General features: G+C 66.7%; 11 protein-coding genes. 3 read left to right on the top strand and 8 right to left on the bottom strand.

What is annotated here, in order from left to right:
- Window positions 1-148 precede the first annotated feature (148 nt).
- Window positions 149-1255 (bottom strand): fatty acid desaturase family protein, encoded by a 1107-nt coding sequence (locus tag ATE70_RS05260; protein ID WP_058536856.1) that lies wholly within the window; start codon window positions 1253-1255, stop codon window positions 149-151.
- 117 nt (window positions 1256-1372) lie between these two features.
- Here ATE70_RS05260 and ATE70_RS05265 point away from each other — a divergent pair, with 117 nt between their 5' ends.
- From ATE70_RS05265 to ATE70_RS05275, 3 genes are all read left to right on the top strand, one after another.
- Window positions 1373-2539, top strand: coding sequence for a hypothetical protein (locus ATE70_RS05265; protein ID WP_058536857.1), 1167 nt, complete (start codon window positions 1373-1375; stop codon window positions 2537-2539).
- A 63-nt stretch (window positions 2540-2602) separates the two neighbouring features.
- Window positions 2603-4033 (top strand): DUF1800 domain-containing protein, encoded by a 1431-nt coding sequence (locus ATE70_RS05270; RefSeq protein WP_058536858.1) that lies wholly within the window; start codon window positions 2603-2605, stop codon window positions 4031-4033.
- Window positions 4034-4036: 3 nt separating this feature from the next.
- Window positions 4037-5158, top strand: a complete 1122-nt coding sequence (locus ATE70_RS05275; protein WP_058536859.1) for a DUF1501 domain-containing protein — start codon at window positions 4037-4039, stop codon at window positions 5156-5158.
- 70 nt (window positions 5159-5228) lie between these two features.
- Here ATE70_RS05275 and xth read toward each other — a convergent pair whose 3' ends face one another.
- The 7 genes from xth to ATE70_RS05310 all read right to left on the bottom strand — a co-directional run bounded on the left by xth (window position 5229) and on the right by ATE70_RS05310 (window position 12202).
- Window positions 5229-5999, bottom strand: coding sequence for an exodeoxyribonuclease III (gene xth / locus ATE70_RS05280; protein ID WP_058536860.1), 771 nt, complete (start codon window positions 5997-5999; stop codon window positions 5229-5231).
- Window positions 6000-6038: 39 nt separating this feature from the next.
- Window positions 6039-6380 (bottom strand): iron-sulfur cluster insertion protein ErpA, encoded by a 342-nt coding sequence (erpA, locus tag ATE70_RS05285; RefSeq protein WP_058536861.1) that lies wholly within the window; start codon window positions 6378-6380, stop codon window positions 6039-6041.
- 93 nt (window positions 6381-6473) lie between these two features.
- Window positions 6474-7148, bottom strand: coding sequence for a M23 family metallopeptidase (locus tag ATE70_RS05290; RefSeq protein ID WP_231738350.1), 675 nt, complete (start codon window positions 7146-7148; stop codon window positions 6474-6476).
- 144 nt (window positions 7149-7292) lie between these two features.
- On the bottom strand, window positions 7293-8084 hold the full coding sequence (locus ATE70_RS05295) for a ferritin-like domain-containing protein (protein ID WP_058536863.1): 792 nt from the start codon (window positions 8082-8084) through the stop codon (window positions 7293-7295).
- 1 nt (window position 8085) lies between these two features.
- Window positions 8086-8553 carry a peroxiredoxin gene (locus ATE70_RS05300; protein ID WP_058536864.1) on the bottom strand — a complete coding sequence of 156 codons (468 nt, stop codon included), beginning with the start codon at window positions 8551-8553 and terminating at the stop codon, window positions 8086-8088.
- A complete protein-coding gene (locus ATE70_RS05305) occupies window positions 8550-11255 on the bottom strand; it encodes a bifunctional [glutamine synthetase] adenylyltransferase/[glutamine synthetase]-adenylyl-L-tyrosine phosphorylase (protein WP_058536865.1) in 2706 nt (901 codons plus the stop codon). The genes ATE70_RS05300 and ATE70_RS05305 overlap by 4 nt, the downstream gene beginning before the upstream one ends.
- Window positions 11256-11407: 152 nt before the next feature.
- Complete coding sequence (locus tag ATE70_RS05310) at window positions 11408-12202, bottom strand: response regulator (protein WP_058536866.1); 795 nt, start codon at window positions 12200-12202, stop codon at window positions 11408-11410.
- Between the last annotated feature and the right edge of the window lie 58 nt (window positions 12203-12260).

The following is a 12260-nucleotide window of genomic DNA, read 5'->3' on the forward strand; positions in this document are numbered from 1 at the left end:
CGCGCGGGGCATAATGAGGTGGTTTGGGGACGATGTTCTGATGACTCTCGTGGGCATCGGGCTTGCCATTGTCATCGCAACCCGAGTCAGAGATTCCATCGTATCGAAAAGAGCAAAAGAGGAGCGGGCAAGCCCGCAACCTTGAATATTAGGCCGCAGCGCCCCGCGCCGACCCCGCAACCAGGTTCATCACCAGCTTGGGCAAGCTGTCGTAATTCGCGCCATGATATTGCGAATCGGCGGGCAGCGCGTCCTTCAGGCGGCGGTGCGCCTCGGCGAGCGAATGATAGGGCACGCCCGGCAGCAGATGGTGCAGCGCGTGATAGCGCAGGCCCACCGGCGCCCAGAGCTCGGGGAGCAGGCCCGGCGGCGGAACGTTGACGCTGTCGAGGAACTGGCCGGTCACGGTCAGCACCGCGCCGTCATTTTCCCACAGATGCGCGACGAGCGTGCGGATCTGGTTGAGCACGAGCGTCGCGGCGGCGATCGCGCCGAAAATGGCGAGCGCGCGCAGCGGCACCCAGCCGAAAACGCCCGCGGCGATCAACAGGCTCGACCACGCCCAGGCGCCGCCTTCCTGCCACGCCCATTGGCGGCGGAACTCGCCCTCGGGCGGCTTGCGGCGGAACAGCGGATTGATGATCATCCCCGAATAGCGTTCGACGACGATCCGGCGCAGCGGCGGGATCAGGAACGACAGCGGGGTGAGCACCGCATAGCGGAAGACGAGCGCCACCGGCGCGAACGCCGCGGCGACCACGAACAACGGCACCGTCCACGGCTTCATCAGCGCGAGCGGCAGATATTCGGGGTCCTCGACCGTGCCATATTTGGTGCGATTGTGGTGCAGGCTGTGGATGCCTTCGTACATGAACGACGGAATCAGCATCGGCACGCCGACGAGGATGTTCCAGCCGAGGCGGAAGCCCGGCAGCGCATTTTTGCGGATATGCGTCAGTTCGTGGATGAAGCTGCCCGCGCGGTAGAGCGCGACGACCGAAACCAGCGCGGCGACCAGCATCCACGCGGTCGAGGGCGCGAGAATCGCCGCCGCGATGCCAGCATAGCCGACAAAGGCCGAGGCGAGCATATCGGTCCAATAGATACGCGCGCTCGGTTGCACGAGATCGCGCGTCAGCTCCGACGCCGCGCGGATCATCGCCATATCGTCGGCAATCGCCGACTTTGGCGTTTTGGCAATCGACTTCGCGAAAGGAGTCGCGACCCGATCGGCGGGGGGATTGATCGTCGTCATACGGGCGTCTTCACCATGATTTCGTGGCAGCAAAATGGCCGAATGCGGGTCGCCAGCGCCATTTCTATGCCGTAATGCGTCGCCACAAGTATAGGACGCCCCTTTCAGGAAACCAGTATGAGCGGACATTCGGACGGCCCGATTACGATCCACCCGGTCAAGAACAAGAATGATTTGCGCGAGTTTGTCGAGCTCGCCTTTCGGCTCAATCGCGGCGATCCGTCGTGGGTGCCGCCGCTGAAGGGCGAGGTCTACGGCCTGCTCACGCCCGGCAAGAATCCGTGGTTCGAACATGGCAAGGCGCAGTTCTTCCTCGCGCGCCGCAATGGCCGCACGATCGGGCGCATCTCGGCGCATATCGACACCCTCGCACTCGCACAGCCCGCCGAACAGGGCATGGGGCCGGGCACCGGCAATTGGGGTCTGCTCGAAGCCGAGGATGAAGGGGCGGCGCAGGCGCTGCTCGCCGCCGCCGAGGATTGGCTGCGCGGTCAGGGCATGCACCGCTCATTGGGGCCGCTGTCGATTTCGATCTGGGACGAACCCGGGCTGCTGATCGAGGGGTTCGACAACCGGCCGACGGTGATGATGGGGCACAATAGTCCGCTCTATCGCGGCTGGGTCGAGGGCGCAGGCTATCGGCCGGTCAAGCAGCTGCTGAATTACGACGTCGCGATCGACGAGGGATTTCCGCCGATCGTGAACCGCATCGTCGCGGCGGGCGAGAAGAATGCGCGCATCCGCATCCGCAAGGTCAACAAGCGCCGCTTCGCCGCCGAAGCGACGCTGATCATGGGGCTGCTCAACGACGCCTGGTCGGACAATTGGGGCTTTGTCCCGCTGACCGACAGCGAGATCGCCTATGTCGGCAAAAAACTGAAGGACATCGTCTTCGAGGATCTGATCCGCGTCGCCGAAGTCGACGGCGAGCCGGTCGCGTTCATGATCGTGCTGCCGAACATCAACCAGTTGTTGATCGACATGGACGGCTCGCTGCTCCCCTTCAACTGGGCGCGGCTGCTGTGGTGGCTGCGCAAACCCCAGAGCCATATCCTGCGCGTGCCGCTGATGGGCGTCGCGAAAAAGCTTCAGAACAGCCGCATGGCGAGCACGCTCGCCTTTATGATGATCGAATATATCCGCCGCGACGCGGTCGTCGATTACGGCACCAAGCGCGGCGATATCGGCTGGGTGCTCGACGATAATCAGGGGATGAATGCGGTCGCCGAGGCGATCGAGGCCAAGGTCAACCGCGTGTACCAGATTTACGACAAACCGCTCTGACACCGGGACAGCTTTGCGACAATTCGGGGCCATCGTGCGTTTTGGGCACGGAAAGGCTTTGTCATGGCAGTCCAATATCTTGCCGCCAATCGCTTCGGGCTCGGCCGCCGGTTCGACGATCCGGCGATCGATGACCCGAAAGCCTGGCTGACGCGCCAGATCGGCGATTATGACCCCGCCCCCGCCGCGCTGGCGAGCCTCGCCGGACGCGACGCGATCGCCGCCGCTTATGTCGAATATCGCGGCGAACGGCAGGCGATGCGCCGCGAGGCCGCCGACATGCCGATGAACGAGGAGGAAAAGGGCATGGACCCCGAACTCCGCCGCCTGTTGCGCTCGGCGATCCGCCGGCACTATGTCGATGCGAGCGCTGCGCGCCTGTCCGCCGCGATCGCGACGTCCACCCCCTTCCCCGAGCGGCTCGTCCATTTCTGGGCGAATCATTTCGCGGTGTCGGCGGACAAGCAGACCGTCGTCGGCTTCGCGGGAAATTACGAGAATGAAGCGATCCGCCCGCATGTCATGGGAAAATTTTCGGACCTTCTTATCAGCGCGGCCCATCATCCCGCGATGCTGCTCTATCTCGATCAGGCGCAGAGTTTCGGCCCCGACAGCCCGTTCGCGACGCGCGTGCGAAACCGCGGCAGGGGCAAGGCGCCGGGGCTCAATGAGAATCTGGCGCGCGAGATATTGGAGCTGCATACGCTGGGCGTGCGCACGGGCTATACGCAGAGCGACGTGACGGCTTTTGCGAAGGCGCTCACCGGCCTGACTGTCGCTGGGCTTGGCCGCGGCGCCGGGCAGCGGCTGATGCCCGCCGATGCCCGGCCCGGCGAGACGGTGTTCATCGACCGCCTTCACCAACCCGGGGCGCAGACGATCCTTGGCAAGCGATACGACGATACGGGTGCCCGGCAGGCCGAAGCCGTGCTGCGCGACCTCGCCGTTCATCCCGCGACGGCGAAACATATCGCCGCCAAGCTGGCGCGTCATTTCACCGGCGATGTGCCGCCGGCGGCCTTGGTCGACCGGCTGTCGGCCGACTTCCTCCAGACCGGCGGCGACCTTCGCTCGCTCTACCGAACGCTGGTCGCCTCGCCCGAGCCGTGGGCGGCCATGCCCGCGATGTTCAAATCGCCGTGGGACTGGACGGTGTCGATGCTGCGCGCGCTGAAAGTCCCCGCGCTTGGCGAGCGGCAGAATATCGCCGCGATGTTCACCCAGCTCGGCCAGCCCGTGTGGCGCCCCGGGTCGCCCGCGGGCTATGACGACAAGGTCGCGACCTGGGCGGGATCGGCGGCGCTGATGCAGCGCGTCGAGCTCGCGAGCCGGGTCGCGGGGCGGATCGGCGACCGCGCCGATGCGCGCGTGCTCGCGCCGCTCGTCCTCGCCGACGCGCTCACCCCCGAAACGCGCCAAGCGATCGCGCGCGCCGACAGTCCCGGACAGGGCATCGTGATGCTGTTCGCCAGCCCGGCCTTTTTGCGGAGATAGACGATGATCCTCTCACGCCGCTCGATCATATTGTCGGGGATCACCGTCGCCGCCGCGGGCGCGCTGCCCCGCTTTGCCTATGCCGCCGCGGGCACGCCGAAGCGGCTCGTCTTCATCATCCAGCGCGGGGCCGCCGACGGGCTCGCGACCGTCGCACCGACCGGCGATCCCGCCTTCGCCGCCGCGCGGCGCGCGCTGGCCGACGAAACGGCGGGCGGCGCGAAGCTCGACGGCATGTTCACGCTGCACCCGGCGCTCGCGGCGACCGCCGGCCTCTATACGGGCAAGCAGGCGCATTTCGCACACGCGGTCGCCACGGGTTATCGCGACCGGTCGCATTTCGACGGGCAGAATATGCTCGAGGGCGGCGGATCGCGCCCCTATGGGCGCGACACCGGCTGGGTCGGGCGGCTGCTCACCTTGCTTCCCGCCGCCGAGCGCGATGCGATCGCGATTGCGCCCGCGGTGCCGCTCGCCTTGCGCGGGACGGTGCAGGTCGGGACCTATGCCCCGAGCCGCCTGCCGCAAGCCGACGCCGACCTGATTGCGCGGCTGACCGCGATGTACGCGAACGACCCGCTGCTCCACCCGCTGTGGGACAGCGCGGTCAAGACGCAGGAGCTGGCGAGCGACATCGGCGGCAATAATGGCCGTAACGGCGCCGACCTCGGCAAGCTCGCGGCGTCGCTGATGCTGCCCGAGGACGGCGCGCGGGTGATGATGGTCGAAACGGGCGGCTGGGACACGCATAGCGCCCAGCGCGGCCGGCTGGCGGCGCAGCTGCGCGGGCTCGATCAGCTTGTCGGCGCGCTACAGACCGGGCTAGGTCCCGCGTGGAATGACACGCTGGTCATCGTCGCCACCGAATTCGGCCGCACCGTCGAGGTCAACGGCACCGGCGGCACCGACCATGGCACCGGATCGACCGCGATGCTGCTCGGCGGCGGGCTGGCGGCGGGCGGCAAGGTGTCGGCCGACTGGCCGGGTCTCGGCGCCGCGGCGCGCTACGAAGGCCGCGACCTCAAACCGACGCGCAGCCTCGAAAGCGTGATCGCGGGTGCGGTCGCGCATCATTATGCGCTCGACCCGAAGCGGGTGATGACGACGCTTTATCCCGACGCATAGGATCAGGTCGCCAATTTCCTTTCGTCATTCCCGCGAAGGCGGGAATGACGGAATTTAATGGATCCTGATCCTAGTCGAGGATGGCCCAGGTCGGCGCGTGGTCGCTGGCTTTTTCGCGGCCGCGATGGTCCTTGTCGACGCCCGCATCGACCAGCCGGTCGGCGAGCGCGGGGCTGAGCAGCAGGTGATCGATGCGAAAGCCATGGTCGCGCTGCCAGCCGCCCGCCTGATAGTCCCAGAAGGTCCAGATGCCGCCCGCCGGATGGCGGCTGCGAAGCGCGTCGGTCCAGCCGTCGCCGAGCAGGCGGAACCAGGCGTCGCGCGATTCGGGCTGCATCAGCGCGTCGGTCGCCATGACGCGCGGATCCCACACATCGTCGTCGTGCGGGATGACATTGTAGTCGCCGGTCAGCACCGTCGGAATCTCTGACGCGAGGAGGAATTTCGCGCGCTCGCGCAGCCGCGCCATCCAGCGCAGCTTGTAATCGAATTTCGGCCCCGGTTGCGGGTTGCCGTTGGGAAGATAGATCGACGCGACGCGGAGGCCGTGAACGTCGGCCTCAAGGTAGCGTGACTGTTCGTCCTCTGCTTCCCCTGCGAGCCCGCGCTGCATCTCGACCGGCTGCGTGCCCTTGGCGAGGATCGCGACGCCGTTGAAACCCTTTTGCCCATGATAGAGGAAGCCGTATCCCGCCGCCTCGATCTCCTTGGTCGGCATCGTTTCGTCGCTCGATTTCAATTCCTGCAGGCAGGCGACATCGGGCTGCGTTTCCTCGAGCCATTCGACGAGGCGCGGCAAACGGGCCTTGATCCCGTTGATATTGAAGGTCGCGATTTTCATGCCGCACCTATGGCAGCAAGCACGCAGCTTAGAAAGGCGTCAGATCGAGAAGCTCGATCCGCAGCCGCAGCCCGAGGCGGCATTGGGGTTTTCGACCTTGAACGACGATCCGCCGAGCGAATCGACGAAATCGACGATGCAGCCGCGGACGAGGTCGATGCTGACCGGATCGACGACCAGCTTCACCCCGTCGGTTTCGGTGACGATGTCGTCGGCATCGATTCCTTCGGCCAACCCGAAGCGATAGGTGAAGCCCGAACAGCCGCCGCCATCGACCGCGAGGCGGAGCGCAGCCTCGGTTCCGCCCTTGCGGTCGGCGATCCAGCGGACGCGCGCCGCGGCGGCGGGCGACAGGGTGATATCGGAAAGCTGCGTGGCCATGATCGCTAGATAGGCGTCCTGTTCTCAAATAAAAAGGGCGCCTCGACGGTTAACCCGCCTGGCGCCCCTCCTCTCCGACCCAGGAAAGCTCTTTTATTCGGGACCGCCCATCGCGACATTCTTGCCGGTGATCGCTGCGATCGCCATCTGGTCCGAGCGAACGAACGGCATCGGATTGACTGGCGCGCCTTCGATGCGGACTTCATAATGGAGGTGGTTGCCGGTCGAACGGCCGGTCGAACCGACGTAACCGAGGACATCGCCCTTTTTGACCGACTGGCCAGGGGTGACGACATAGGAAGACATGTGGCCGTAGCGCGTCTGGATGGCGTTGCCATGTTCGACTTCGACATAATTGCCGTAGCCGCCGAGGCGCTGGGCGCGGCCGACGATGCCGTCGGCGGTCGCGTAAATCGGGGTGCCGCGCGGCGCCGGAATGTCGATGCCGTTGTGGCGGGCGACCTTGCCCGTGACGGGGTGGACGCGCATGCCGTACGACGACGACAGCGACATCTGGTCGATCGGGCGGCGCGACGGCACCGCAACGCCGATCGAGGCGGTCAGGCCGGTGTCGAGACGCTTCCATGCCTGGAAAATCGCGCGGGCTTCGCTGTCTTCGCCGGTCGACGGAACGCCAGCGGTGAAGCTGTCGTCATCGGGTTCGTCGGGAGCGACAATGCCGGCGTCGGCGCTGGTTTCGGCAGCGTGGGCGGCCGGTGTGGCCAGTCCAAAACATGCTGCCGCGCAGATTATTGCGACTTGGTGCAACTTCTGCGCCAGAAGAGTGTTGATCAAAACTACGACCCCGCATCTGCCATGTCGCCAAAGTCCGTAAAATGGGCCTTGGCGCCGGTGTTTCTTGGTTTGGATGATTGCTCATCCCCCGCGGAAGCCTGTGTGCTGCCCCAATCCTTACGAAGCAATAACGGCGTAGAATTCTTGCGTTAAACCGGCGTCGTGGCGCGCCGAGTCGTTGAACGGCGGCTTCAAACTGCCCCGAAAGCGCGATTTCACTAGGGACTGCCACGTTTCAACGACGTTGAATCCCCTTTCGTCGCACTTTTGCCGGAACCAGACTGTGCCCGCGCTCACATGGCGGATTTCATCGTTGTAAATACGCGATAAAATCCTTGCCGATGCCTCGTCGCCGACGGCACGGAAGCGCTCGACGGTTGACGGCGTGACGTCAAGTCCGCGCGCTTCGAGCACCATCGGCACGATCGCGAGCCGCGCCAGCACGTCATCCGCCGTATCCTGCGCCGATTCCCACAATCCGGCGTGCGCCGGCAGCGCGCCATAATGGCTGCCCAGTGCACGCAAACGGCGGTCGAGCAAGGCGAAATGCATCGCCTCGTCGGCGGCGACGCCGATCCAGTCGTCGACGAATTGGCGCGGGAATTCGCCGCCGAAGCGGCCCACCAGGTCGACCGCGAGGTCGATCGCGACGAATTCGATATGCGCGAGCGCGTGGAGCAGCGCGATGCGCCCCCGCTCCGACCCGCCCTTGCCGCGCCGCGGCATCCGGTTGGGCGCGAGCAGCTCGGGCGCGGCGGGCCACGCCGGCTCGTCGGGCATCGCCGTGTCACAGCGGTGCGCAAGCTTTCCCTGCCGCCACGCCCGCGCCATGCTGCGCGCCGCGCGGCGCTTGTCGTGCGGGTCCGGCGTCAGCAGGACCGCGCGCGCGGCTTCACCCAAACTCCGCATGTCAGAGGGCTTTTGCCGCCTCCAGCACCGCGTCGGCATGGCCCTTCACGCGCACCTTGCGCCATTCCTTCGCGAGCTTGCCGTCGGCGCCGAACAGGAAGGTCGAGCGCTCGATGCCCATATAGGTGCGGCCGTAATTCTGCTTTTCGACCCAGGTGCCGAACGCTTCGCACACCGCGCCATCTTCGTCGGAGGCGAGGCGGACGGTCAGGCCATATTTGTCGCGGAACTTGCAGAGCTTCGCCGGCGCGTCGCGCGATACCGCGAGGACCTGCGCGTCCAGTTTCGCAAATTCGGGCGCGAGGCGGGTGAAATCCTGCGCTTCGGTCGTGCAGCCCGGTGTGTCGGCTTTCGGATAGAAATAGACGACTAACGGCGCGCCTTTCAGCGCGGCGAGGTCGATCGCCGCGCCATCGGCGTCGAGGAGTTTGACCGCGGGAATCGCATCGCCAATTTGGGGACCGCTCATTTTTCATTCTCCTGTCCGGGACGAATCGACGCCCACCAGTTCGCGATCTCCTGCCGCGCCGCATCGTGCGCGGCAAGCAGTTGCGGCCAGCCGGGCTCGCCGCACTGGCTCGCCACCAATTGCCGCGCCGCGGCCGTCGGCGGCTCGCCCTCGGGCGCGGTGAGGCGCAGCATCACGAGCATCCGCGCGAGCAGCCCGTGCGCGTCGACCACCTCGGGCGGGACGAGCCCCGCCGTTTTCATGCAGGCGAGCGCGGCAGAGATATTCGGGTCATGGCACTGGCCGCTGACGAGCTGCGTCACCTGCATCGCGAATTCGAGGTCGACGAGCCCGCCCGGCCCGCCCTTGATGTCGAGCGCGCCGTTGGCGGGCTTGTGCGCGGCGATCTTGCGGCGCATCTCCGCCGCGTCGGCCGCGAGCTTTGTCGGGTCGCGCGGGATCGCAAGCAGATCGTCGATGATGCGCTGCACCTCCGCCTTCGCCGCATCCGAACCGTACACCGGCCGCGCACGGAGCAGCGCCATATGCTCCCACGTCCACGCTTCTTCGCGCTGGTATCGTTCGAAGCTGTCGACGGTGACGACGAGCGGCCCCTGCGCGCCCTGCGGGCGCAGCCGCGTGTCGACGTCGTAGAGCTTGCCCGCCGCGGTCGGCACCGACATCGCGCCGGTCACGCGCTGCGCGAGGCGGTTGTAATAGGTCGTCGCGCCGAGCGGGCGCGGCCCGTCGGATTCGGCGAGATGATCACCGGTGAAGAGATAGATGAGATCGAGGTCCGACGCATGCGTCAGCGCCCTGCCCCCGAGCCGCCCGAGCGCGAGCACGACAAGCTCGCTGTCGGGAACGCGGCCGTGCGCCGCGACGAATTCGGCGACCGTCGCGTCGGCGAGCACCTGCAGCGCCGCCTCGGCAAGCTCCGAATAACCGCATGCGATCACCAGCGGGTCGGTCGCCCCCGCGACGAGCTGCGCGCCATAGGCGAAGCGCCGCTCGCCGACATGGTCGCGCACCCGGTCGAGCAATCGCTCATAATCGAGCGCAGCTAGCCCCGGCCGCCATTCTGCCGCCAGCTGCTCCTTGTTCGCCGGCGCGTCGAAAGCGCGCTGGTCGATCAGCCCCTCGATCAGCTGGGCGCGTGTGCCGAGCGCGTCGGCGAGCGTCGGTGCGAGTGACAATATCCGCGTTGCGATGCGCGCCAGCGCCGGCTGCGCAGCGAGCAGGTGGAAGAAATTGATCGCGCTCGGCAGCCCCGCGACGAGCTTGTCGAAACGCGTCAGCGTCGCTTGCGGATCGGGCGCCGCGCCGAGCGCCTTGACTAGTTCGGGCAGCATCGTCTCGAGCGCGTCGAGTGCCGCGGGACTGCGCAGCGCGCGCAGCTTCCCGCCGCGCCATTCGGCGATCGTGCGCAGCGCGGCGTCGGGCGGGTCGAACCCCGCCGCGACCAATTGCACCGCGAGGCTGTCTTCGTCGCGCGGCAAGCCCGTCGTCACCGCACGCTCGGCGACGAGGCGGTCGTAACAGCCGCCGACGTCGGTCACGACGGGCTCGAGCATCGCGAGCAAAGCCGCGCCATCGGGCTCGCCGTCGAGCCGCGCGACGCAATCGAGCGCCGCTTCCTGGGTGGGAAGACAATGCGTCTGCTGGTCCTCGATCATCTGGAGTCGGTGTTCGATCCTGCGCAGCGTCGCATAGTGGCCCGACAGGCGATTAGCGTCGTCCAGCTCGATCCGCCCCGCCGCGGCGAGCGCCGCGAGCGCATCAACGGTCGCCTTAACGCGCAGCGACGGATCGCGCCCGCCGTAGATGAGCTGATGAACCTGCGCGAAAAACTCGATCTCGCGGATGCCGCCGCGCCCGCGCTTGAGGTCGAAGCCCGGCCCGAACGCCTGCCCCTGCGCGAAATGGTCGCGAATCCGGTCGCTCATCGCGCCGATTTCCTTGAGTTGCCGGAAATCGAGGCTGCGGCGCCAGATGAAGGGCTGGATCGCCGACAGGAATTGCTCGCCGAGCATGCGGTCGCCCGCCGACGCGCGGCTGCGGATGAACGCCGCCTGCTCCCACGCGAGCGCCTCGGATTCATAATAGGAGATCGCCGCGTCCACCGGCAGCACGATCGGCGTCACCTCGGGATGCGGACGGAGGCGGAGGTCGACGCGCAGCACATGGCCATCGCCGGTGCGCGCCGACAAGATTTCGGTCATCCGCCGCGCGATCCGCACCGCCGCCTCGCCCGGATCGTCGCGCTGGCGGCGCGGCAGCGTTTCGGGATCGAAAATCAGGATCGGGTCGATGTCCGACGAGTAATTGAGCTCGTAACTGCCAAGCTTGCCGAGCGCGATCACTGCGAGGCCGCGCGGCTCCTCGCCGGGCACACGTTCGGCGAAAGCCGCCGCGAGCGCCGCATCGCACGCTGCATCAGCGAAGTCCGACAGCAGCCGCGTCGTCGTCGCCACATCATGCTCGCCCGACAAATCGCCGAGCGCGAGCAGCAGCGCCATCCGCCCGCGCCACTGGCGCAGCGTCCGCATGATATCGTCATCGACCGGCGGCGGCGCGACCGCCGCGAGCGCAGCATCGGTGCCTTCGCCAAGATATCGCGCAACGTCGTCGGGGTAGAGTTCGGCGAGCCGCGCGAGGAAGGGCGCGTGCGTACCAAGCCGGTCGAGCGCCGACTGGCGGCGGGAAGCGTCGGTGACAGTCATCGGTGGTGGCTATCGCTTGCGATGCAGTATGAGGCAAGGCGGTTCAGGGGAATCCGTCGCCCCCGCGAAGGCGGGGGCCGCCGGCATCCTTACTCAGCGTCTCCGTACAAGCCGACAGCGGCCCCCGCCTTCGCGGGGGCGACGCTTTTTTCTCAGGCCGGAATCGTCGATTCGTCGAAGAACAGCACCTGCGAGATCGCCGCGCGCAGCGTCGCGGGCTGATACGGCTTGGTGAGCAGGAAGGCGGGCTCGGGCCGGTCGCCGGTCAGCAGCCGTTCGGGGAAGGCGGTGATGAAGATGACGGGCACCTTCACTTCGGTCAGGATTTCCTGCACCGCCTCGATCCCCGAACTGTTGTCGGCGAGCTGGATGTCGGCGAGCACGAGGCCCGGCTGATGCTTCTGCGCTTCGTCGACCGCCTCGCGGTGCGTCGTCGCGACGCCGACGACGTCGTGGCCGAGTTCGCGGACGATCATTTCGATGTCCATCGCGATGATCGGCTCGTCCTCGATGATCAGGATGCGCGCGCGCGTCTGGCGGTCGATCTCGTCGGTCGCGTCCGAAATCAACGTGCGCACCGCCTCGGCGTCGCGGCCGATGATCCGTCCGGTGTCCTCGAAGCTGAAACCCTCGACCGCGGTGAGGAGCAGCGCCTGCCGCGCGAGCGAAGGAATCCGGCGCAGACGGGCATCGGCAATCGCGATATCGGACAGCGCGCCGTCGTCGGCCGCGGTCGCCTGTTCGGTCATCAGCCCGAAATTGTCATGCACCAACCGGTAAAGCTGAATCCGCAAATCGGCGCCGGTATCGACCGCGCCGGGGTTCGCAACGAGCGTTTCGAGCAACCGCGCAACCAGTGCATCGCCGCTTTGCTGGCTCCCGGAAATGGACCGGCCATAGCGCCGCAGATAGGGAAGATGCGGCGCAACCGACTGACCCAATGACATATTTTACCTCCTGATAGCCGCACATATTTTGGCGGACGCGTCCGGAAAAGGGACAAAC

Origin of the sequence: Sphingopyxis sp. H053 (assembly GCF_001468225.1) — a bacterium.
In the GTDB taxonomy this organism is placed as follows: Bacteria; Pseudomonadota; Alphaproteobacteria; order Sphingomonadales; family Sphingomonadaceae; genus Sphingopyxis.